The sequence below is a fragment of the uncultured Caballeronia sp. genome, from assembly GCF_964243625.1.
Classification (GTDB): domain Bacteria; phylum Pseudomonadota; class Gammaproteobacteria; order Burkholderiales; family Burkholderiaceae; genus Caballeronia.
On the sequence record NZ_CAXTGZ010000036.1, the window covers coordinates 1 to 21212 of the forward strand.

The window sequence follows — 21212 nt, forward strand, 5'->3', positions numbered from 1 at the left end:
CATAGACACCACGTTCGTGCCGCCCCACGATCCCGATGCCTGGCGAGCCGCAATTCGGCCCAATACGCGCCTCCTGTTCGGCGAGACGCTGGGGAACCCCGGCCTCGATGTTCTGGATATCGCGACCATCGCTGAAATCGCGCACGAGAACCGCGTGCCGTTGCTCGTGGATTCGACCTTCACCACGCCCTATTTGCTGCGCCCGTTCGATCATGGCGCCGACTTCGTCTACCATTCCGCGACCAAATTCCTGGGCGGCCACGGCACGACCATAGGCGGCGTGCTGGTCGACGGCGGCACATTCGACTTCACCGCGAGCGCCCTTTTCCCCGAATTCACCGAGCCCTACGATGGCTTTCACGGCATGGTCTTCGCCGAAGAGAGCACGGTCGCGCCATTTCTGCTGCGCGCCCGCCGCGAGGGCCTGCGCGATTTCGGCGCATGCCTGCATCCGCAGGCTGCGTGGCAACTGCTGCAAGGCATCGAGACCCTGCCGCTGCGCATGGACAGGCACGTTGCCAACACGCGCAAGGTCGTCGAGTTCCTGCTCGCGAATCCAGCAGTCGAAGGCGTGGCGTATCCGGAACTGGAAAGCCATCGCGATTACGCGCTCGCCAAGCGACTCCTGCCACGCGGCGCGGGTGCTGTTTTCAGCTTCGATCTGCGCGGCGACGTGGCGGCGGCGCGGCGCTTCATAGAATCGCTGACCTTGTTTTCGCATCTGGCCAATGTCGGCGATGCACGTTCGCTCGTCATCCATCCTGCATCGACCACGCATTTCCGCATGGACGCAGCCGCCCTTGCCGCCGCCGGAATCGCGCCAGGCCGTATCCGGCTGTCGATTGGCCTGGAAGATCCTGACGATCTCATCGACGACCTCAAGCGCGGACTGAAGGCATCGCAAAAAAGCGAAGGGAGCCGCGCATGATGCTCGATGTCGGCGGCGCACCCGCCTACGCATACACCGGCGGCCACGCGTTCGAGGCCGGACGTCCTGTGGCCGTGTTCATTCACGGCGCGCAGCACGATCACAGCGTCTGGGCGCTGCAGACCCGCTACTTTGCTCATCACGGCCTGAGCGTTCTTGCCGTTGATCTTCCCGGGCATGGCCGCAGCGCCGGGCCGGCGAAGCCGAGCATCGCCGCGCTGGCCGACTGGGTCATCGCGCTGCTGGACGCCGCGAAGGTAAGCCGCGCCATGCTGATCGGCCACAGCATGGGCTCATTGATTGCCCTCGATACCGCAGCGCGCCATCCATCGCGCGTGACTTGCCTTTCGCTGCTCGCCACCGCATTTCCGATGACCGTGTCCGACGCCCTCCTCAATGCCGCCCGTGACCACGAACCTGACGCCATTGACATGGTGAACCAGTGGTCGCATTCCTCGATCGCCGCGAAACCTTCGAGCCCGGGCCCGGGCTTCTGGCTGCACGGATCAAACCAGCGCCTGATGGAACGCATGGCCGTTCGCGGCGAGCCGCAACTCTTTCACACTGATTTCAGCGCCTGCAATGCTTACGCGGATGGCCTTGAACGCGCCGCAGCGGTGCAGTGTCCGGTGCAGATAGTGACGGGCAAGCGCGACGCGATGACACCGCCCCGCGCGAGCCGCGCACTTGTCGATGCAATGAAACACGCGGGCGTTCCGGTGGACACCGTTTTACTGGACGCAGGCCACGCGCTCATGAGCGAACAACCTGATGCGACCCTTGCTGCGCTCTTCGGTTTTGCAAAGAAAAACAGCATGAACCAAGCTTAACGAGCGCGTCCGAAATGCGCTATCAGCCGAATGGGTGGGGTGCTGAAAATTCCCGCGACGGCGCGCGTTCCCGGTTGCGCCATTGCCGTGTTAGCCGGAGAATGAATCTTGCTCGCCTGCTTTGCAGGCATCGCCCGACACGGAGATTGTCATGGCCCAGACCGCTCATTCGGATCACTTTGCGAGCTTCGCGGAGTTCTATCCGTACTATCTCGAAGAGCACCGCAACGTGGTGTCGCGGCGGCTTCATTTCATTGGTTCGTTGGGGGTGATTGGTTGCCTGGCCATGGCCATCGCAACGGATGACTGGCTCTGGCTTCCGGCCGCGGTCATTTGCGGCTACGGCTTTGCCTGGGTTGGCCATTTCTTCTTCGAGAAGAACCGCCCTGCCACCTTTCGCCATCCGCTTTATAGCCTGATGGGCGATTGGGTGATGTTCAAGGACATCTGTATTGGCAGGATTTCGCTTTAGGCGCCGGTCAAGCGGTCTGACGCGGCATTGACGCTGCGTTTTCAGATTCATGCGCACGAGCTTCCCGGGAAGCAGTGCGCGCAGCAAGCAGCGTGGCAAGCGTGACATCCATCTTGTCGTTGCTCAGCGCGTTCATCAGGGTTGCATCGTCGATATGCGATGAATCGAGGCGCAACTGATAGTCCAGTTCTTCGCGGTCGATCACGAACAAATCGAAGAGACTCGACACCGTGATCTGCTGCGGACTGGCGATCAGCACATAACGCGGCACGCGCAGGTTCTCGAGCCGCGCAACCCATTCCAGGTCATCGAGCTTGCGCACAAGCCGCATGGTGGTATCCATGTCACAGCGCAGCATGCTTGCGAGCTCAAGCCCCGTATAGCCGGGCTTGCCGGCATCGCGCGCTTCGGCGAGCCGCGCGAGCAACTCGAGTGCATCCAGCAAATCGCTGCCCGGGAAGTCCGCTCGATGAAACTGGCCGGTGCGAATAGCCGGCAACGCCGACGTGACCATCGCTCCAATCAACGTGATCATCCAGCAGAGATAGACCCATAACAGGAACACCGGCAACGCCGCAAACGCGCCGTAGACGGCCGTATAAGTGGGAATGCGGCGCACGTAGTAACCGAAACCGCGCTTGGTCAATTCGAACGCAATCGCCGCGATCAGGCCGCCGACCAGTGCATCGCGCCATGCCACCTTGCAGTTCGGCAGAAAGACGTAAAGCATCGCGAACGCCACAACCGTAAATGGCAGGGTTGCACTCGTGAGCGCCCATTCGATCCCCGGCGGTAAAAGATTATGCGACCCGGCGAATGCGATGGACTGAGCAAACAAATAGGACGACATGGACAAACTCACGCCGAACAGGATCGGCCCGAGCGTGATGATTGCCCAATAAACCAGGATGCGTTGCGCCAGCGGCCGCGATTTGCGCACGCGCCAGATCACGTTGAACGCCGACTCGACTGTCATCATGGTCATCACCGACGTGACGAACAAGATGATCATGCCGACCGTGGTCAGCCCTTTCGCCTTCGATGCAAACTGGTTCAGGTACTTGAAGATCTGGCTGTTGATCTGCGACGGCATGAGATGCGATGCAAGAAAATCCTGCAACGACATCTGAAACGAGGCGAAGATCGGAAACGCCGTGAACAACGCGAACGCGACGGTGGCGAGCGGCACGAGCGACAGCACGGTGGTAAACGTCAGGCTGCCTGCCACCTGCGCGACGCGATCCTCACCCGTTCGACGCGCGACGAATCCGGCGAGCCGTTTCGTCGTGTCGAGATTGATGGGAAACTTCATTAAGAAACTCTCTCCTCAATCGTTACAACGAGTTTGCGATTCGGTACAAATAGTGGCGGACGACCACCAAAAGCACTTCGCACACCCGGTCCTTATAATACCCGTTCACCGAAAAGGCCCATGAACGACATTCTCGTGCTTTATTACAGCCGCAACGGCGCCACCCGCGAACTTGCCCAGGCGATTGCGCAGGGCGTCGACAGCGTGCCCGGCATGCAGGCGCGCGTGCGCACCGTGCCCTCCGTCTCGACCGTTTGCGAAGCAACGCAGCCGGACATTCCCTCCGACGGTCCGCCCTACGCCGAAGTACGCGACCTGGAAGAATGCGCGGGACTCGCGCTCGGCTCGCCGACGCGCTTCGGCAACATGGCTGCGCCGCTCAAATATTTCCTCGATGGCACCTCGCCGCAATGGCTTTCCGGCGCGCTCGCCGGAAAACCCGCGAGCGTTTTTACGTCCACCGGCAGCCTGCACGGCGGTCAGGAAAGCACCCTGCTTTCCATGATGCTGCCCTTGCTTCACCACGGCATGCTGATCGTGGGCATTCCGTACACCGAGCCAAAGCTGACCACCACGCAAACCGGCGGCACGCCCTACGGCGCGTCCCATTTCGCGCGCGCAGAAACGGCTGACATCGGCATTTCCGCCGATGAGAAGGCGCTCGCCATCGCGCTCGGGGCGCGTCTCGCTCAAACCGCGCTCAAACTTCTGCGCAACGCCTGATGAGCGCCACGCCTGCCAACGGGGCTTCCGCGCGCATCGCGTTTTTCAGCCTGATCGCGCTGATTGCGTTGTCGCTCGCGTGGGAGCTGTGGCTTGCGCCATTGCGTCCCGGCGGCTCCGCGCTCGCACTCAAGGCGATCCCGCTCGCGTTCGCGCTTCGAGGCACATTCAGGCGCAATCTGTACACGCTGCAGTGGGCGTCGATGCTCGTCCTGCTCTACTTCGCCGAAGGCACTGTCCGCGGCATGACAGACGGCGGGTTGTCGGCGCGCCTCGGCTGGATTGAAGCCGTGCTTGCGCTCGTGTACTTCGTCTGCGCGCTTGCTTATGTCGCGCCGTTCAAGCGCGCTGCCCGCGCGGCGAAGCGCCAGGGAACCGGAGCTGCCGCCGACCAGAATGGTTTGTAGCATGGATCCGCCGGTGTAACGGAGCCCTATGCCATTCGGCCAGGTTTCGCCAGGGCCACGTTCGGGCAATACTGCATTAACGCCTGCCGCGCAAGCCAACGCTATTGAATCAACTGACACTCATGACCACAACCAACGACCGTTCAAAGTACTTCGTGGAAGCCTGCATCGAGGCGATCGGCGCCGCGAATGTCCTCACCGATTCGCACGACACCGCGCCGTATCTCACCGACTGGCGCAAGCGCTACCGCGGTGAAACATGTGCCGTGCTTCTTCCGGGCGACACAGAACAAGTGGCAAGGGTCGTGCGGCTTGCGCGCGAACATCGTCTTCCGATCGTGCCGCAAGGGGGCAATACGGGCCATTCCGGTGGAGCGACGCCCGACGCCAGCGGCACGCAGGTCGTCATCAGCTTGCGCAGGATGAACCGTATTCGCAGCATCGACTCGATCAACAACACCATTACCGTGGAGGCCGGTGTAATCCTCGCCGACATTCAGGCGCGCGCCGAACAGGAACAGCGTCTCTTTGCGCTCAGCCTGGCGGCCGAAGGCAGTTGCACTATCGGCGGAAATCTTTCAACGAACGCAGGCGGCACCGGCGTGCTGCGCTATGGAAACACGCGCGAGTTATGCCTCGGACTGGAAGTGGTCACGCCACAAGGCGACGTCTGGAACGGCTTGCGCGGGCTGCGCAAGGACAACACCGGTTACGACTTGCGCGATCTTTATATTGGCGCGGAAGGGACGCTCGGCATCGTTACGGCTGCGGTGATGAAATTGCATCCGGCGCCCGTCGCTCGCGTGACGGCGCTCGCCGCCCTCGAGTCGCCTCATGCCGCGCTCGATTTCCTCGCCACTGCACAGCGTTATGCGGGTCCGTTATTGACCGGCTTCGAATTGATGTCGGACTTCGCGCTGCATCTGGTGACCACGCATTTTCCGCAAATGCGTTATCCGTTCTCCGAAAAACACGGTCAGACCGTGCTGCTCGAACTATCGGATAACGAAAGCGAAGCACACGGCCGCGCTTTGTTCGAACGGCTGATGGAGCACGCGATGGAGCAAGGCCTGGTTCAAGACGCGGTGGTCGCGGAAAATCTGTCTCAGACCAGGGCTTTCTGGAATCTGCGCGAGCACATTCCGCTCGCGCAGGCCCAGGAAGGACTCAATATCAAGCACGATATCTCAGTGCCGATTTCGAGCATCGGAAATTTTATCGCGCAAACCGACGCCCTTATTGCCCGAGCCATTCCTGGCGTGCGCATGGTGACGTTCGGGCATCTTGGCGACGGCAATCTTCATTACAACGTGCAGGCGCCGGCAGGCGTCGACCCGAAAGTCTTCCTCGCCGAACATCAGGTGAGTGTGAATGCGCTCGTTTATGAACAAGTGAATGCCTATCACGGCAGCATCAGCGCCGAACACGGTCTGGGTCAATTGAAGGTAGCCGAGGCGATGCACTATAAGTCCCCGGTAGAAATACGCTTGATGCGTGCAATCAAGACCGCACTCGACCCCGAGAACTTGATGAATCCGGCCAAGGTGTTGCCGGACGTGCGCGCATCGTGAAGAGACCAAGGAGAATATCGCCGTGAAGATTCGCGTTCTGTCTGACCTGCACCTCGAACATGACGAACCGCTCGCCATTCCCTATGCCGAGTCTGATCTCGTCGTGCTTGCCGGCGATATTCACAATCACGCGGAAGGCCTGCGCTGGGCCGCCGAAAACTTCGGTCCCGACGTACCCGTGATTTATGTCCCGGGCAATCACGAGTATTACGACGGCGAGTTCGGTGCGCTCGAAACGGCGATGAAGGATGCTTCGAACAGCTTGCCGAATGTGCATTTCCTGAACAACAGCGCGCTGATCGACCGGTACGGAAAGTGGCGCGTGCTCGGCACCACGCTGTGGACCGACTTCGCGTTGTATGGGTCGAGCGATGAGGCGTTGCGTATCTCGATGCAGGAAGCCGAGCGTGTGATGGTCGACTTCAGGGGCGTGATCCAGGTTGCGTGGCCTGAACCCGAGGACGAACCGCGCTCCTTTACCGCCAGTGATTCTCTGGCGCTGCACCAGCAAGCGCGTGCATGGCTGCAAGAGGAGCTCGCCAAGCCTTTCGATGGCAAGACGATCGTTGTCACGCATCACGCGCCGCTCAGGGACAGTCTTGCGGAGAAATATGCGACGGACCGGGTATCGGCGTCGTTTATCAGCGACTTGCCATCGCTTGTGCGCGAGCCCGTTGCACTGTGGGTGCATGGCCACACGCATACGGCGTTCGACTACTTCGTGGAAGGAACAAGGGTTGTCTGCAATCCGCGTGGCTACCGGGACCGGCGCACGGGCTTGCCAGAGAATCCGTCATTTGAGTGGGACAAGGTAATCGAGATTTGATCGACGGACGCCGAGTGGCGTCCTGGAAAGTCGTTTGCCTGAAACCGTGAGCGCGAAAACAACGGTAACGAATACCGGTTCCCACGTACCCGGAGCGCAGGTATCCCGGCTCGCTGCGAACCCGGCGTTTCATGATAAAGAACGTCGCGTTATCGCGCTGTTGCTAACACCCAAAGACCGAAGATTCGGCCTTCCGAAGTTACCGGTCGCGCGACTGGCGGTTCTTGCGTTCGTCGATACGAATCGGGATGAGGCGCGCGCGCTTTGCGTTTTCGCGGGCGGTACGCAGCAGTTCACGAGTTGCGGGCACGGCGATCAAACCAAGCAGTGCATAGATAGCGAACATCAGCGGCGTATTCATAACCTTCCTCGGACTAAGTCGAAAATCGGTAAAAGTGAATCCATGAAGCCAGAAGCAGCTTGTCCAGCCCTTAAGCTACCAACATGAGGCTGAAATAGAAGTAAGCAAGTGTTGCGCCGCGGTAAAGCCAAAAGATCCGCATTCGCCAACTCCCATTCTCCTGCTCATAAGCTTACGCCGCCACAAATTCTTGCAGCAATTTTTCATCGGCGGCGAGTGCGCCAGGCAACTCACTGCGCAGGAAATCCACCCAGGTGCGGATTTTCGCGTCCAGATACTGCCGCGACGGATAAAGCGCGAATACATTGAACAATTGCATGGTGTGTTCCGGCAGCACCCGCACGATTGTTCCGGCTCGCAACGCAGGCAACGCGGACGATGTGGGCAGCACACCAACGCCCATGCCTTCGCTGATGGCCACCGCCATGGCTTCTGCCACATTCACCGTGAATGGTGTCGGGCCGAGATTGACGCTTTCCGGTCCGTTCGGGCCGTCGAAAGTCCATCGAGTTGGCGGAAAGGCCGGCGTCACGAGTTGCAGACACGTGTGCTCGTTCAGATCCGCAACTGAATGCGGCACGCCATGCGCTTCTATATACGCGGGCGAAGCGCACGCAATCGTGAAAACGCTGCCGAGACGTTGCGAGACCAGACCCGAATCGGGCAATTCGCTGCCAAGCACGATCGATACATCGAAACCTTCATCTAGCAGGTCCGGAATGCGCGAGGCGAGCGTCAAGTCTATCTGCACCGATGGATGCAGCCTTTGATAACGCGAAATCATCGGCACGATGTAATGCTGGCCAATACCCGCCATGGCATGCATTTTCAGCTTGCCGGAAGGCCTGGCGTGGGCGTCTCCCGCTTCGGCCTCTGCCTGATCCACATAGGCGAGGATCTGCTCGCAGCGCTGCAGATAGCGCTCGCCCGCCTCGGTGAGGGCTATACGGCGCGTCGTGCGATTGAGCAAACGGGTACGCAGATGCGCTTCAAGATCGGATACTGCGCGCGAAGCGTAGGCCGTCGTTGTATTCAACTGATGTGCTGCCGCAGTGAAACTGCCCGCTTCCACGACTCGCGAAAACACCCGCATGTTCTGGAGGGTATCCATTTAGCCCTGAATCTCTTTCAAGTTATGCGCCATTGTTGCGCTTTCGGCAAAATCGATTAGATCGGATCGCGTTTGGATGCTTTACATTTTTGCCGGTTTTTTCATAATCAGGGCAAAAATACAATTCGGCACACGCGTCTCAATCAGATTTGAGAAATAATTTTGCTAGACCGGATGCTAAAAACAGCCGTCGTTCCGATGGTTCTTACATTTATTTTAACAATTGCAGGCTGCGCGAGCACTAAAAACGTCGGTCCCGAGGATTCCCTGAAGGCCCCGTCAACGCTCGATGCGGGCGCGACCCTGCGCGCGACAAACGCCGACGCAGGTTGACCCGCCTCCGCATGGTGGCGCTCGTACAACGATCCCCAGCTCGATGCGTGGATTGAACGTGCGCAGGCCGGCAACCCATCGCTCGCGTTGGCTGCGGCGCGCGTGCGCGAGGCGCGGTCGCTGGCGGGTGTCGCGGCGTCGGCGCTCGTACCGCAGGTGGATGGATCGCTTTCGATCAACCGCAAGCACTGGCCCGAAAACGCCTACTACGGCCCGGGCAGGTTCAATACTTCGAGGAAACGAAGTTGCCGCACGTGCGTGTCGGCGACAAAGCCGAAAGCCGCGAGCTGCTCGCCGATGTGAACCCGACCTTCAACTGGGTCCGGCTCGGGCAACGCGTGCCCGTGCGCATCCGCATCGATGAAGTGCCGGACAGCTTGATCCTAGCCGCCGGGACGACGTGTACGGTAACCGTCACGCCTTCGAGTTGAGTGCGTTCAGCTCAGCGCCTTGAACGTGTCTTCAGTTGTATCGATGACCATCAATCCCGCTCGCAATCCCGGCTTCACCGTCGGGTTCGGGAACACGATCCGTTCTTCATTGCGCGTGACTTCGTAACGGTAATCGCCATCTTCCGCGAGCAACGTGCCGCGTTCGAAAGGCGTGAAGTTCGCGACGTCGCCGGCAACGTGCAGTTCGAGCGCTTCGCTTTGCTTGGTGATCTGGCCGATTACGGTGAAGACCTTCAATGTATCGCCCGACTTCGGCACCGGCGGCTGCGCGGCGATCAGGCGGCGCAAGGCTGCATCGGATGCCGCGAAGCGCGTCAGGTCGTTGTGCCCGAACGGACGCACCTTGCCGAGTTCGAGCGTGCAGGCAAGCGCCCCCGATTGTTCCGCCGTGAAATGCGTGAACGTGTTCGACTTCTCTTTGTGTAAAAGCACCGCCGACAAACCCGCGTCCTGCAACCAGTCGAACATCGCTCGCGACAAGGGTGCGCCCGTGTACGGCAGCAAAGCGAATTGCTCGAACACAGAAGGACGGATGGCCGTATGCATGTCGATGTGCCACTTCGCTTGGGTGGAATCGGCCTCAGCAAAGAACGCACGCGTCACACCTTCCAGCTCGACCGCACGCGGCGATTCATGACTGGTTGCGAGCGTCAGATGCCGGCCGTTGAACAGGCGGTTCAGATCGTCATCGCGGTAACGGCACGATTCGCGCATCGCGTCGATATTGCCGAAGATCACCAGCAAGCGGCTCTTCAACGGTGCTTTCCCGCTGGCAATGTCCGCCACGAGCATGGAAAGAATCTCGATGGGCGCGGTTTCGTCGCCGTGGATTCCCGCCGATGCCACCACGCTTGCCTTGACTTCATGATCCGGCTCGAAGCGCACGATGCCATCGCCAAGCCACGTCCACTTCACGCTGTTGGGCAATGTGCCCTCCGTCAGCGCAGGCTTTTTTCCATCGATGACAAAGTCGAGAAAGTTCGCGAACATGGTGGTCTCAGCGCTGGAAATCATAGAGTGTACCCAGCTTAAGGATGCCGGTGAGCGCATCAAGGGCGGCACGCGACTCATCGAGCAGTTTGGGATCGGCAAGATCGGCTGGCGCAACACGATCACGATAATGCGTGTCGATCCATGCATCGAGCTGCGCGAAAAGTGAATCGTTCATCCAGACGCCGGGGTTCACCGCGGCGCGTTCCGCGTCGTTCAGTACGACGCGCAAACGCAAGCAGGCCGGACCGCCGCCGTTCTTCATGCTTTCGCGCAGGTCGAAAACGAGCACGTCATCGATTGACGTATGCCGCTCGCCCAACGCATCGAGGTACTTGGCCACGCGCGCGTTCTCGCGACATTCCTGCGGCACGACAAGCACCTGGCGGCCATCGGGACGCGTGAGCAACTGACTATTGAACAGATACGACGATACGGCATCGGCCACGCTGACTTCGTCTTCCGGCACTTCGATTGCGGTGAAGGCGCTGCCGTGTGCATCGAGCTTGACGCGGAGCTGGTCATAGACTTTCGTCTGGTCGAGAAACGCACGTTGATGGCAGAACAGCGTGTTGCGGTTGCCCACCGCAATCACGTCGTTGTGGAACACGCCGGCATCGATCACGTCGGGAAGCTGTTGCGCGAAGACCGTGGAGTCGTCGGAGAGGCCATGCAGCCGTGCAACCGCGCGGCTGGCCTCGAGCGTTTGACGTGCGGGAAAGCGCTTCGGCTCGGCCGCGCCCTGACCGTATTCGCTGCGGCCATAGACAAAAAACTCGACGCCCTTCTCGCCATATTCGCTGCAAAAGCGCGTGTGATTTGCCGCGCCTTCGTCGCCCAAAGCGGGCGTACCGGGCAGCGCGTGATGAATCTTGAAGCGTTGTTCGTCGGCGAAAATCGATGCAAGCGAACGCCGCGTCTCTTCATGCTCGATCGCGCGATGCAGCTTCGTGCTGAGATTGGCAGGCGTGAAATGGACGCGGCCGTCGTTCGTATCCGCCGATGGGCTGACGGTCGCGGCGTTCGCCGTCCACATCGCGGACGCCGAACTCGCCGCCGCGAGCAATTCGGGCGCTTCGCGCGAAGCACGTTCGATGACTTCGGCATCCGTGCCCGTGAAACCCACGCTGCGCAGCAACTTGAGCGAGGGCCGATCGAGCGGCGGCAACACACCTTGATGAAAACCAAGGTCCGCAAGCCGCTTCATCTTGCGCAAGCCCTGCTTTGCCGCAGCCTTCGGATTTGCCGCCGACTTCTCGTTGTTGCGCGACGCGACATTGCCGAACGACAACCCCGCGTAGTTGTGCGTCGGGCCGACCAGCCCGTCGAAATTCGCTTCGAATGCTTGCATCGTGGATCCTCAGAACTGAAGGCCGGGCGAGACGCTCGCGGGCATGAGCAACTGGGTGCTTTCGACCGACGCCATCGGGTACGAACAATAATCCGCCGCGTAGAACGCGCTCGGGCGCTGATTGCCCGAGCGGCCGATACCGCCGAACGGCGCCGCTGATGACGCGCCGTTAGTCGGCCGGTTCCAGTTCACGATGCCCGCACGAATGGTCCGCTGGAAGTGCGTCCACGTGGCGGCGTCATCGGCTAACAAGCCGGCAGCTAAACCGTAGGCTGTGTCGTTCGCCCGTTCGATCGCCTGATCGAAAGTGGCATAGCGCGTGAGTTGCAGCATAGGTCCGAAGTGCTCTTCGTCAGGCACGTTCTGCGCGTTCGTCACGTCGACGATTGCCGGCGTGACATAACCCAGCTCCTTCGATTGCTGTTTCATTTCGAGGAGCGGCTTGCCGCCCGCTTCGACCAACTGTTTCTGCGCCTGCACGAGCTTCGACGCCGCTCGCGCCGAGATCACGGCGCCCATGAACGGTTGCGGATCGGCATTGAAGGCGCCGGTCTTGATCTTCGATGTCACATCGATCAGGCGTTGCGTGAAGCGTTGACCGAACGCGTTATCGGGGACGAATAAACGGCGTGCGCACGTGCAGCGCTGTCCGGCGGAAAGATATGCCGACTGGATCGTGTGATGCACGGCGGCGTCGATATCTTCGACTTCAGCCACGACCAGCGGATTGTTGCCGCCCATTTCCAGCGCAAGCACGATCTCGGGACGTCCACCGAATTGCCGATGCAACAATGTTCCGGTATCCGAACTACCGGTGAAAAACAAACCATCGATCTGCCGATGATTGGCCAGCGTAATGCCCGTGTCCTTTTCGCCCTGAACGAGATTCAGCACGCCTGAAGGCAAGCCAGCCTGCGCCCACAAACCAGTGGTAAGCGCGGCCACGGCGGGCGCGAATTCAGACGGTTTGAACACGACCGTGTTCCCTGCGATAAGCGCCGGCACGATATGCCCGTTCGGCAAATGCCCCGGAAAGTTATACGGCCCGAACACCGCCACGACACCATGCGGACGATGCCGCAAGACCGCGACACCATCGGCCATGTCCTGCCGCTTTTCGCCGGTTCGCTCGTGGTACGACTTGACCGAGATATCGACTTTTGCGGCCATAGTCGCCACTTCCGTGCGTGCTTCCCACAATGGCTTGCCCGTTTCATGCCCAATGGTATTGGCGAGCGTTTCCTTGTTCTCGTTCAGCAGCACAGCGAAGCGTCGCGTGATTGCAATGCGTTCGTCGAGCGGCAAGGCGGACCACGAAGCAAACGCACGTCGCGCTGAGAGGACGGCGCGGTCAACGTCTTGCGCCGATGCGCTCGCCCCTTCCCACACCACTTCGCCGTTACCTGGATTGCGCGATGCAAACGGCGTACCGCCGCCATTGCTCCACGCGCCATCGATAAACAATTGAGTCGAAATCGTAGTCATGTTCCTGTCCTTAACTTGCGGTCAACTTGCGTTCTTCTGGCGCGGTTGCGAGGCCAAGACACGCACCGTATCGCCTGCTTTCACGCGCAACGCCGCGGCTTCGTCTTCGGTCAGCAAGAACGATCCTTCTTCAGGGATGCCGAAGGTCGCGCCGCATCGGAAGTCATCGAGCGATGTATTCGATACCAGGCTTCGGGCCTCGCCGTTCTCATGACGCTCGCCAATGCGCACCTTCACCAGCACGCTTTCGCGCACCGTGCGCAAGTCCGCGGTGTGGCATTCGAGGACGGGACCGGCATCGAAGATATCGACGTGATTTTCATAGCGCAGCCCTTCCGTTTCGAGCATCTTGCGCGCGGGCATGGTGTCGCGATGTGTGAGGCCGACTGCCGCTTGCGCGTCGTCCGGCAGCATCGCGAGATAGACCGGATAGCGCGGCATCAGCTCGGCCAGGAACGACTTCTTGCCGTGCGAACTCAGATAGTCCGCTGCGTTGAAATCGATCTGGTAGAAATGCGAGCCGACTGCCTGCCAGAATGGCGAGACGCCGTTTTCATCGAAATGACCGCGCAGTTCAGCGCACAGACGCTCCGGAAAACGCTCGCGAAATTGCGCGATAAACATGAAGCGCGAACGCGACAGCAAACCACCTACGCCTGCGGTTCTGTATCGCGGGCTCAGGAACAGCGAACAGACTTCGGCATACCCGGTCAGGTCGTGCGAGATGTTGAGCAGCGACATCTTGGTCCACACGCCAAGATCGCGGCTTGCATGAACGACCGTCGACACCCGGTAGTTATAGAACGGCTGCTCCAGTCCCACTTCCGTTTCGATGCCGCACACGCCGGCAATATCGCCGGTCGCCGTGTCTTCCATTGCGAACAGATAGCCGGCTTCGTAGGGTGCGGCTTCATTGGCGAGCGTGCGTCTTGCACGTTCAACGCGTGCCGTCAGCGCATCGCGATCCGGCTTGAAGGTGGTGAGTCCGGGTCCGGTTTCGTGCGCGAGCGCCACCAGCGCGTCGACATCTCCAGGCTGCACGCAGCGGACAACGATCATTGGAACTCTCCCGAAGCTTGATGAAGCGGCACGCAGCGCACCGTGCCGGATGCTTTCACGCTGAGCGCTTCGCGAATCTCTGCCGACAACGGCGCACCGCCCGCACGCGACGACGGCAGGTTGACCAGCGTGCAGCGAAATGCGTGCGCGCCGCCGGCCGCGACCACATAGGGCGTGCCTGAAACGCCAGCGTCGTCCGAAGAATCGCTCACCGTGCGTACTTCATTTGCGAGCACCGACGCGCTGCGCTCGACCGCGACGGTCAGCACCGGACCGGCATCGAAGATATCGACAAAACGATCCGGCTCGAAACCTTCTTCAAGATGGATGTCATACGCGAGCAATGCGCCGTCGTCCGGCTCGCCCAGCACGCGTTGCGCTTCGGGCGGCAACAGCGGAACATAAAGCGGATAACTGGGCATCACTTCCGCTATGAAGGTCCGGCTCCGGCCGCCGGATTCAAGCTCGACCTGCTCGAAGTCGCGGCCGAAGAATTTGCGCCCTACCGCCTCCCAGAACGGCGATACACCCGCGTCATCAGTCACGCCGAGCATCAGCGAGAAGACGTCGTCGGAGAAACGCTTGCGGTTCGCGGCAACGTAAATCATGCGTGCTCGCGAAAGCAGATGCGCAGCGGCATCGTGCGTGCTCTCGCGTATCGGCGGATCTATATAGAAGCCCGTCAGGCGGCTCTTGCCCGTGAGCTCATGCGACATGGTCAGCGCGTGGATCTTGCGGTTCACCTTGAGTTCACGCGACGCATGGATCAGCGCGTCATTGCGAAACGCGTAGAACGGTTCGGAATATCCCGCCGATGCCACGATGCTCGACGTGCCGAGCAACGCACCCGTCGCCGTATCCTCGAGCACGAACAGATAAAACTCTTCACCGGGAAACTCGACATCGGCGCGAAACGAATCTTCGGAGAGCGCGACACGTGTCTCGAGAACGCGCCGGTCGCGCGGCAGCGAATGCAGCACGGGATGCGCGGCATGCGCCATACGTTCGAGCGCGTCGAGGTCGGCGAGTGTTGCAGGGCGGACGATCAGCATCGGCGATTCCGTTGGGTTGAAAGAGGCCGAAGACAGGCGCACGTTCACTGCGCCACGTCGGCGATAGCTTGTTCGATACGCGCGAACCCTTCGTCGAGATCGGCGATCGGCATGATCAGCGACGGCGCGAACCGCAGCACGTTCGGCCCCGCGATCAGCATGATCACGCCGTGTTTCGCGGCTGCGGTCAGCACATCCTTTGCGCGATCCTTGTAGGCATCGGCAAGTTCGGCGCCGATCAGCAGACCCTTGCCACGGATTTCCTTGAACACTGAAAAACGTTCATCGATACGCTTCAAATGCGCCTTGATGGCATCGCTGCGTTGCTGCACGCCTTCGAGCAAGGATGGATTGCTGATCAGCTCGACCACTTTATCCGCGATAGCCGCGCCCAGCGGATTGCCGCCATACGTGGTGCCATGCACGCCGACCTTGAAATGCGCGGCGATCTTGGTCGTAGTGAGCATTGCGCCGATCGGAAAGCCATTGCCGAGCGCCTTCGCGGTCGTCAGGATGTCCGGCGTCACGCCATAGCCCATGTACGCGTAGAACGTGCCGGTGCGGCCCACGCCCGTTTGTACCTCATCAAAAATCAGCAGTGCGCCGTGTTGATCGCAGGCGTCGCGAAGACCCTGGAGGAAAGCGGGGTCGGCAGGCAACACGCCGCCTTCGCCCTGGACCGGTTCGACGATTACCGCGCAGGTTTGCGGACCGATCGCGGCACGCGCCGCCGCAAGATCGTTATAGGGCAGATGGGTGATGCCTTGCGGCGTCGGGCCGAAACCTTCGGCGTACTTCGGCTGACCGCCGACGCTGACCGTGAACAGTGTGCGGCCGTGGAACGATTGGGTGAACGAGATGATTTCGACTTTCTGCGGACCACTGTTGTCGATCGCGTAACGGCGCGCGAGTTTGAGCGCGGCTTCGTTCGCTTCGGCGCCGGAGTTCGCGAAGAAGGCGCGATCGGCGAAGGTGAGATCCGTGAGGCGGGTGGCGAGGCGAAGAACAGGTTCGTTGGTATATCCGTTGCCGATATGCCAGAGTTTCTGGCCCTGGTCGTGGAGGACCTTGAGCAATTCCGGGTGCGCGTGACCCAGCGCCGTCACCGCGATACCGCCCGCAAAATCAATATAGTCGCGGCCTTCCGTGTCCCAGACACGCGAACCGAGTCCGCGGTCCGGCACGAAATTCGCCGGAGAGAACAAAGGCACCATTACTTCATCGAAGGTACCGCGTGTCACATTCAGATCGGTCATGAATCGCTCCTTGGGCGGGATTTGCTGATCAGACCGATCGTAGCCCGCGGCGCAGTTCGCGTCTTGCGTGAACGCGACACGGTTCCACGGACATTTCAGCGCGCCATCAACCGGCGTTACGCTCGATCCAGTTGCGCCGCTCCTCCCGGGGCGTGACGCCGAATCTTTCGCGATACGCATTGGAGAAATGCGCCGCCGATGCAAACCCGCAAGCCAGGCTGATCTGCACGACCGACTGGCTGCTTCGTTGCAACTGGGTCCGCGCCTTGATCAGGCGGAGGTTGAGGTAATACTTCGCCGGCATTGCACCGAGATACTGTTTGAACAGGCGCTCCAACTGCCGCCGCGAGATGCCGACGAGCGCGGCGATTTCATCGCTGGCGAGTGGCTCTTCAATGTTCGCTTCCATCAGTTGCAATGCATCGTTCAAACGCGGATGGCGCTCGCCCGGAGCGGTCACGTATGGAATGCGCTGGCGTTCGTCGCCGGAACGCAACGCGGTTACGCCAAGCGCGTCGGCGATGCGCTCCACGAGTTCGCGGTTATGGTGACGCGCGATCATCGCAAGCATGAAATCGGCCGTGGCCTGGCCGCCGCAACATGTGGCGCGGTCGCGATCGGTTTCGAAAATCTGCTGCGAAACAATGCAGCTTTCGAACTGTTCCGTGAACTGTTGCGCCATGTCCCAGTTCACGGCGACACGGTAACCATCGAGCAGTCCCGCCGATGCCAGCCACCACGCGCCATGATGAATGCCGCTGACAAGCGGGGTGCTGGACGCGACGCGAGTGAGCGACTGAAGAAACGCGCGTTGTCCGCCAAGCGGGTGCAACCCTTCGCTCAGCACGATCAGCCAGTCGCATTCAATGTCAGCGCCGAATGCGGCCTGCGCCTTCAATGTTGCGCCGCCGCCAAGCATGACATCGCGGCCATCGGGAGAAACGGTTTGCCACGCATACAGCGCATTGCCATCAATTTCATTTGCGAGCCGCAATGTATCGATGACCGGTCCCACACCGCTCATCGAACATGGAGCGATCAGCGCGATGACCACCCGCAACGGCTGCGGCCCGACTACTGCCGGCACGTTACTTGAGGCTGCCGGACAGGAATTGGCGCAGCCGTTCGCTGTTCGGCCGGCTCAGGACTTCGGCGGGCGCGCCCTCTTCTTCCGTGCGTCCCTGGTGCAGAAACATCACATGATTCGACACGTTGCGCGCGAAGCCCATCTCGTGCGTGACGACGATCATCGTGCGGCCTTCTTCCGCCAGCTTCTGCATCACCTTCAGCACTTCGCCGACGAGTTCCGGATCGAGCGCGGACGTGGGTTCGTCGAAGAGCATCACGTCCGGATGCATGGCGAGCGCGCGCGCAATCGCGACACGCTGCTGCTGGCCGCCCGACAAATGCGACGGATATTGCTTCTCGACCTTCGGCGCGAGCCCGACTTTCTCGAGACACTCGCGCGCGCGTTCGCTGGCCTCTTTCTTCGATAAACCCAGCACGTGCATGGGCGCTTCCATGACGTTTTCAATCGACGTCATGTGCGCCCACAAATTGAAATGCTGGAACACCATCGCGAGTTTCGTGCGCACGCGCTGAAGCTGCTTGTGGTCGGCGACTTCGAGGTTGCCGCGGCTATCTGTTTTGGTTCGCACCGGTTCGCCGTCGACGATGATGTCGCCCGCATTCGGCCGCTCAAGGAAATTGATGCATCGCAGGAAGGTACTTTTGCCCGAGCCGCTCGACCCGATGATGCTGATCACGTCGCCGGCGTTGGCGGCGAGGGAGACACCCTTGAGCACTTCGTTATCGCCGAAACGCTTGTGGATGTCGCGGGCGACGAGTTTGACTGCGGCGTTTTTCGCGGCGGCCGATGCTGCGGTTTGTGCGGATGTGTCCAACGCATTCTCCCCGGAGGATGAGTCTGAAGGGTCCGATCGATTCGATCATGGCTGCGGATTCTACCGAAACCGGCCGGCGCACTGGCATTGGGGCAAACGCCCTCGCCTGTCGCGCGGCCGGAATGCATCAACGATTCGTCAGTCTTTTTCAGGCTCGGCGGGAAGTACCGCGCGCACTTGCTGGGCCACGCGGCCGTTGGCGAGCGCAATGTCCGGGCTGCTCTGAAGCATCGGCAAGTACTGGACGTCGAAGGCGGCGTTGCGGTTCTTTGCGCCGAACATCGATGTCACGGCGTGCGCCATGTCGATGCGTGCGTCGGGCGTGGCGTCGGTGTCGTCGATCACGTCATCGAGCGCCGCGATCAGTGTCGATAAAGGCCCGAGCCATTTGAAAGCGCTGCCGTTGATCACGATCTGCAGGAACTCGGCCGGTGTGACTGCGCCGAATTCGGCTTCGTGCCGGGCGCGCAGTTCGTTGAGGAGACTACGGTGCAGGGCCAGTAGCGGATGGCGTACATCTTTCAGGAAAGCGGTCGCTACGGAGTCGGTCAATCTGGCGGTCATGGGCGGGGTTCCGAAATGGGAGTTCGATGCCCAAAGCCTACACCGTCACCAGTGTCCGTCCCGCATAACGAATAAAATCCGGCGCGCAAAGCGGTTCGGAAAAAAGCCAGCCCTGCCCGAACTGCGCGCCGCGCGCATGCAGATAACACGCCTGTTCTTCGCGCTCGATCCCCTCGGCCACGACCTGCACGCCAAGCGTTTGCGCCATGTCCACGATATGCGACGCCACGCTGCTGGACGCTGCGTCCTGGCCGACGGTATCGACGAAAGACTTGTCGATCTTCAGCGCGTCGACCTGGAAATTCTGCAAGTGCGACAGGCTGGAATACCCCGTGCCGAAATCATCGATATACACCGGATGTCCGGCATCGCGAAACGCCTGGATGACTTCCTTGGCGGCTTCGGCGTCGAGGAAACAGCGCTCGGTCGCTTCGATCCGGACCTGTCGCGGCGAAATCCCCGCGTGAGCCAGCGCGGGCGTCAGACGATCGAGAAAGCGCCGCGTGACGAGATCGGGCGCGCTCAGGTTGATCGACACATACATCTCGCTGTAACGCTGCAGAAATTCGCCGAGTTCGAACAGGATGGTGTCGAACACCTGGTCGGTGATCGCCTGGATCAGCCCGCGATTCTCGGCGAGCGGAATGAAGTGGTCGGGACGCACGATGCGGTTGTTCTGCTTCCATCGCACGAGCGCTTCGGCGCCGATGCATTGCCGTGTATCGAGATCGACTATCGGCTGATACGCCACAATGAACTGATGCCGGCGCACGGCGTCGCTGAGCTGCCCGAGCGGCGAGAGACGCCGGACCATCAGGAGGCCGAGCCATGCAGAAACAGCCAGGCCGCCCGCCAGTCCCGCGAAGAGCCAGTTCCAGGGACGAGTGCGCAGACGCGTGGTGCCGGCGAAATTGAAAGTGTTCATCGTGCGCGATTCTTCATGTCCGTCATGTCTCTCACGTGCCTCATGTACCTTTCGGTTCTTTTATGTCAGACGGAGTTGGCGCCCAAGGCGTCTTGCCGAGGCGATGGGATGAAACATTTGCGCTGAATGTGCAAGCTTGCGGCGTGTTCATGCCGTGCGGCAATTCACGTGCGCGTCACGCGGGCCTTCGCGCGCGACCGGATACCTTGCGATGAACTTGCAAACGACCCAGTGTAGCGGTCACGCATGCTTTGCTTCAATGCTTCTTCTATGACGAAATGCGCTCTTTGGTGGGCTGGCGCACGCCGGCTCCATACTTTTGCCGCGACGGTGTGCAGGTGTCTGGTAAATGGCGGATAAGGCCGGGAGTCGTGAGAAAATCGGGCATGTGTTTCATCGCTTACCGCTCCCTCACGCTCAACTCAAAGAGGCAATCAATGGCACTGGACGACGCCCGCGCTTTCACCATCCGCGACGCAACCGCCGATGACTTCGACGCGATCACGCGCATCTATGCGCATTACGTGTTGCACGCGCTCGCCACCTTCGAGGAAACACCGCCCGGCGCGAACGACATGCGCACGCGGCACGCATCCATCACGAATGCGGGCTTGCCTTACCTGGTTGCGCAACTGCAGGGCGAAGTGGTCGGTTATACCTACGCGACGGCGTATCGGCCGCGCTCGGCTTACCGGCATACGATCGAGGACTCGGTATATATCGCCGATGGTCACGGTGGCCAGGGACTCGGCCTCGCGCTCCTGACTGCGCTGATCGAACGATGCGAGGCCGGCCCGTGGCGGCAGATGGTGGCCGTGATCGGCAACAGCGGCAACGCGGGTTCGATCGCGCTGCACACGCGGCTCGGCTTTGAACATGTCGGCGTGTTGCGCAAGGCCGGCTACAAGCATGGCCAATGGGTCGATACCGTCCTCATGCAACGTTCGCTCGGCGAGGACAAGCCCCTGCTCCCTTCTCGATAAACACGAAATCGGCCGCTTCACCCGCAATCACATTTTTCCCAGCCCGAGCTTTATTTGCCCACTTACACGCTTGCTGCCGCCGTCACCGCCGAGATCGACATTCGCAAGAGCCGTTTCATCGCGCTGGCGCTGCCGGTTGCCGACCGCGCCGCCGCGATGCTCGAACTCGACGCACTGCGTGCGCAGCACCCCGCCGCCACGCACGTTTGCTGGGCGTTGCTGGCGGGCGGCGAATCGGGCATGTCCGACGACGGAGAACCGTCCGGCACGGCCGGCCGGTCGCGGACCCGCATTGGCAGGCGGCCCTGGCGCACGCC

The 21212-nt window shown here is 60.8% G+C and carries 22 protein-coding genes and 2 pseudogenes; 11 read left to right on the forward strand and 13 right to left on the reverse strand.

The window, feature by feature from the left end; translation table 11 throughout:
* The 3 genes from ACFFAR_RS04145 to ACFFAR_RS04155 all read left to right on the forward strand — a co-directional run.
* A partial coding sequence (locus tag ACFFAR_RS04145) for a PLP-dependent transferase (RefSeq protein WP_375507549.1) occupies positions 1-928 on the forward strand: 928 nt, incomplete at its 5' end.
* On the forward strand, positions 925-1758 hold the full coding sequence (locus ACFFAR_RS04150; protein ID WP_174362699.1) for an alpha/beta fold hydrolase: 834 nt from the start codon (positions 925-927) through the stop codon (positions 1756-1758). The genes ACFFAR_RS04145 and ACFFAR_RS04150, both read left to right, overlap by 4 nt.
* Positions 1759-1909: 151 nt before the next feature.
* Positions 1910-2230, forward strand: a complete 321-nt coding sequence (locus ACFFAR_RS04155) for an Mpo1-like protein (protein WP_062000905.1) — start codon at positions 1910-1912, stop codon at positions 2228-2230.
* Positions 2231-2237: 7 nt separating this feature from the next.
* On the opposite strand, the gene ACFFAR_RS04160 is transcribed toward ACFFAR_RS04155, so the two are convergent.
* Positions 2238-3542 carry a YihY family inner membrane protein gene (locus tag ACFFAR_RS04160; RefSeq protein ID WP_174362698.1) on the reverse strand — a complete coding sequence of 435 codons (1305 nt, stop codon included), beginning with the start codon at positions 3540-3542 and terminating at the stop codon, positions 2238-2240.
* A gap of 120 nt (positions 3543-3662) precedes the next feature.
* Between ACFFAR_RS04160 and wrbA the strand changes: the two genes are divergently transcribed.
* From wrbA to ACFFAR_RS04180, 4 genes are all read left to right on the forward strand, one after another.
* Complete coding sequence (gene wrbA / locus ACFFAR_RS04165; protein ID WP_061999743.1) at positions 3663-4265, forward strand: NAD(P)H:quinone oxidoreductase; 603 nt, start codon at positions 3663-3665, stop codon at positions 4263-4265.
* On the forward strand, positions 4265-4672 hold the full coding sequence (locus tag ACFFAR_RS04170; protein WP_174362697.1) for a DUF2069 domain-containing protein: 408 nt from the start codon (positions 4265-4267) through the stop codon (positions 4670-4672). The genes wrbA and ACFFAR_RS04170 overlap by 1 nt, the downstream gene beginning before the upstream one ends.
* 122 nt (positions 4673-4794) lie before the next feature.
* Positions 4795-6243, forward strand: coding sequence for an FAD-binding oxidoreductase (locus ACFFAR_RS04175; RefSeq protein ID WP_375507550.1), 1449 nt, complete (start codon positions 4795-4797; stop codon positions 6241-6243).
* 22 nt (positions 6244-6265) lie between these two features.
* The gene (locus ACFFAR_RS04180; RefSeq protein ID WP_075359833.1) at positions 6266-7069 is read left to right on the forward strand and encodes a metallophosphoesterase; all 804 of its coding nucleotides are present in this window, start codon (positions 6266-6268) and stop codon (positions 7067-7069) included.
* A 199-nt stretch (positions 7070-7268) separates the two neighbouring features.
* Here ACFFAR_RS04180 and ACFFAR_RS04185 read toward each other — a convergent pair whose 3' ends face one another.
* Together ACFFAR_RS04185 and ACFFAR_RS04190 are read right to left on the reverse strand one after the other, a co-directional pair.
* Positions 7269-7430 (reverse strand): hypothetical protein, encoded by a 162-nt coding sequence (locus ACFFAR_RS04185; RefSeq protein ID WP_162916060.1) that lies wholly within the window; start codon positions 7428-7430, stop codon positions 7269-7271.
* A 172-nt stretch (positions 7431-7602) separates the two neighbouring features.
* Positions 7603-8541, reverse strand: a complete 939-nt coding sequence (locus tag ACFFAR_RS04190) for a LysR family transcriptional regulator (RefSeq protein WP_061999747.1) — start codon at positions 8539-8541, stop codon at positions 7603-7605.
* Between the two features lie 174 nt (positions 8542-8715).
* Here ACFFAR_RS04190 and ACFFAR_RS04195 point away from each other — a divergent pair.
* Positions 8716-9093, forward strand: a pseudogene (locus tag ACFFAR_RS04195) (RND transporter); the annotation flags it as partial.
* A gap of 8 nt (positions 9094-9101) precedes the next feature.
* Positions 9102-9305: pseudogene (locus tag ACFFAR_RS04200) on the forward strand (efflux transporter periplasmic adaptor subunit); the annotation flags it as partial.
* A 6-nt stretch (positions 9306-9311) separates the two neighbouring features.
* Here the strand turns inward: ACFFAR_RS04200 and astE are convergent.
* The 10 genes from astE to ACFFAR_RS04250 all read right to left on the reverse strand — a co-directional run bounded on the left by astE (position 9312) and on the right by ACFFAR_RS04250 (position 19912).
* Positions 9312-10316, reverse strand: coding sequence for a succinylglutamate desuccinylase (gene astE / locus ACFFAR_RS04205; RefSeq protein ID WP_236873345.1), 1005 nt, complete (start codon positions 10314-10316; stop codon positions 9312-9314).
* Positions 10317-10323: 7 nt separating this feature from the next.
* A complete protein-coding gene (gene astB, locus ACFFAR_RS04210) occupies positions 10324-11667 on the reverse strand; it encodes an N-succinylarginine dihydrolase (RefSeq protein ID WP_174362695.1) in 1344 nt (447 codons plus the stop codon).
* Between the two features lie 9 nt (positions 11668-11676).
* Positions 11677-13152, reverse strand: coding sequence for a succinylglutamate-semialdehyde dehydrogenase (gene astD / locus ACFFAR_RS04215; protein WP_375507551.1), 1476 nt, complete (start codon positions 13150-13152; stop codon positions 11677-11679).
* A 21-nt stretch (positions 13153-13173) separates the two neighbouring features.
* Entirely contained in the window at positions 13174-14211 is a 1038-nt protein-coding gene (gene astA / locus ACFFAR_RS04220; RefSeq protein ID WP_174363536.1) for an arginine N-succinyltransferase, read from the reverse strand.
* Entirely contained in the window at positions 14208-15263 is a 1056-nt protein-coding gene (aruF, locus tag ACFFAR_RS04225; RefSeq protein WP_174363537.1) for an arginine/ornithine succinyltransferase subunit alpha, read from the reverse strand. The genes astA and aruF overlap by 4 nt, the downstream gene beginning before the upstream one ends.
* Before the next feature lie 44 nt (positions 15264-15307).
* On the reverse strand, positions 15308-16519 hold the full coding sequence (locus tag ACFFAR_RS04230; protein ID WP_174363538.1) for an acetylornithine/succinyldiaminopimelate transaminase: 1212 nt from the start codon (positions 16517-16519) through the stop codon (positions 15308-15310).
* A 106-nt stretch (positions 16520-16625) separates the two neighbouring features.
* On the reverse strand, positions 16626-17543 hold the full coding sequence (locus ACFFAR_RS04235; RefSeq protein ID WP_174363539.1) for a helix-turn-helix domain-containing protein: 918 nt from the start codon (positions 17541-17543) through the stop codon (positions 16626-16628).
* Positions 17544-17607: 64 nt separating this feature from the next.
* Complete coding sequence (locus ACFFAR_RS04240) at positions 17608-18423, reverse strand: ABC transporter ATP-binding protein (protein ID WP_062170110.1); 816 nt, start codon at positions 18421-18423, stop codon at positions 17608-17610.
* 138 nt (positions 18424-18561) lie between these two features.
* Entirely contained in the window at positions 18562-18987 is a 426-nt protein-coding gene (locus tag ACFFAR_RS04245; RefSeq protein WP_075359839.1) for a hypothetical protein, read from the reverse strand.
* Between the two features lie 37 nt (positions 18988-19024).
* Positions 19025-19912: an EAL domain-containing protein gene (locus tag ACFFAR_RS04250; RefSeq protein WP_082771435.1), complete on the reverse strand. Its 888-nt coding sequence runs from the start codon at positions 19910-19912 to the stop codon at positions 19025-19027.
* A 437-nt stretch (positions 19913-20349) separates the two neighbouring features.
* On the opposite strand from ACFFAR_RS04250, the gene ACFFAR_RS04255 reads away from it, so the two are divergent.
* Positions 20350-20895, forward strand: a complete 546-nt coding sequence (locus tag ACFFAR_RS04255; protein ID WP_375507552.1) for a GNAT family N-acetyltransferase — start codon at positions 20350-20352, stop codon at positions 20893-20895.
* A 54-nt stretch (positions 20896-20949) separates the two neighbouring features.
* The coding region (locus ACFFAR_RS04260) for a YigZ family protein (protein WP_375507553.1) at positions 20950-21212 on the forward strand (263 nt) is incomplete at its 3' end.

Excerpts from the sequence above, each read along its gene's own strand:
- ACFFAR_RS04190 (WP_061999747.1), bottom strand. The coding sequence starts at position 8,541 with ATGGATACCCTCCAGAACATGCGGGTGTTTTCGCGAGTCGTGGAAGCG.
- wrbA (WP_061999743.1), top strand. The coding sequence starts at position 3,663 with ATGAACGACATTCTCGTGCTTTATTACAGCCGCAACGGCGCCACCCGC.
- ACFFAR_RS04245 (WP_075359839.1), bottom strand. The coding sequence starts at position 18,987 with ATGACCGCCAGATTGACCGACTCCGTAGCGACCGCTTTCCTGAAAGAT.
- ACFFAR_RS04155 (WP_062000905.1), top strand. The coding sequence starts at position 1,910 with ATGGCCCAGACCGCTCATTCGGATCACTTTGCGAGCTTCGCGGAGTTC.
- astB (WP_174362695.1), bottom strand. The coding sequence starts at position 11,667 with ATGCAAGCATTCGAAGCGAATTTCGACGGGCTGGTCGGCCCGACGCAC.
- ACFFAR_RS04160 (WP_174362698.1), bottom strand. The coding sequence starts at position 3,542 with ATGAAGTTTCCCATCAATCTCGACACGACGAAACGGCTCGCCGGATTC.
- astA (WP_174363536.1), bottom strand. The coding sequence starts at position 14,211 with ATGATCGTTGTCCGCTGCGTGCAGCCTGGAGATGTCGACGCGCTGGTG.
- ACFFAR_RS04250 (WP_082771435.1), bottom strand. The coding sequence starts at position 19,912 with ATGAACACTTTCAATTTCGCCGGCACCACGCGTCTGCGCACTCGTCCC.
- ACFFAR_RS04185 (WP_162916060.1), bottom strand. The coding sequence starts at position 7,430 with ATGAATACGCCGCTGATGTTCGCTATCTATGCACTGCTTGGTTTGATC.
- ACFFAR_RS04230 (WP_174363538.1), bottom strand. The coding sequence starts at position 16,519 with ATGACCGATCTGAATGTGACACGCGGTACCTTCGATGAAGTAATGGTG.
- ACFFAR_RS04235 (WP_174363539.1), bottom strand. The coding sequence starts at position 17,543 with ATGAGCGGTGTGGGACCGGTCATCGATACATTGCGGCTCGCAAATGAA.
- ACFFAR_RS04255 (WP_375507552.1), top strand. The coding sequence starts at position 20,350 with ATGGCACTGGACGACGCCCGCGCTTTCACCATCCGCGACGCAACCGCC.
- ACFFAR_RS04150 (WP_174362699.1), top strand. The coding sequence starts at position 925 with ATGATGCTCGATGTCGGCGGCGCACCCGCCTACGCATACACCGGCGGC.
- astE (WP_236873345.1), bottom strand. The coding sequence starts at position 10,316 with ATGTTCGCGAACTTTCTCGACTTTGTCATCGATGGAAAAAAGCCTGCG.
- astD (WP_375507551.1), bottom strand. The coding sequence starts at position 13,152 with ATGACTACGATTTCGACTCAATTGTTTATCGATGGCGCGTGGAGCAAT.
- ACFFAR_RS04175 (WP_375507550.1), top strand. The coding sequence starts at position 4,795 with ATGACCACAACCAACGACCGTTCAAAGTACTTCGTGGAAGCCTGCATC.
- aruF (WP_174363537.1), bottom strand. The coding sequence starts at position 15,263 with ATGCTGATCGTCCGCCCTGCAACACTCGCCGACCTCGACGCGCTCGAA.
- ACFFAR_RS04170 (WP_174362697.1), top strand. The coding sequence starts at position 4,265 with ATGAGCGCCACGCCTGCCAACGGGGCTTCCGCGCGCATCGCGTTTTTC.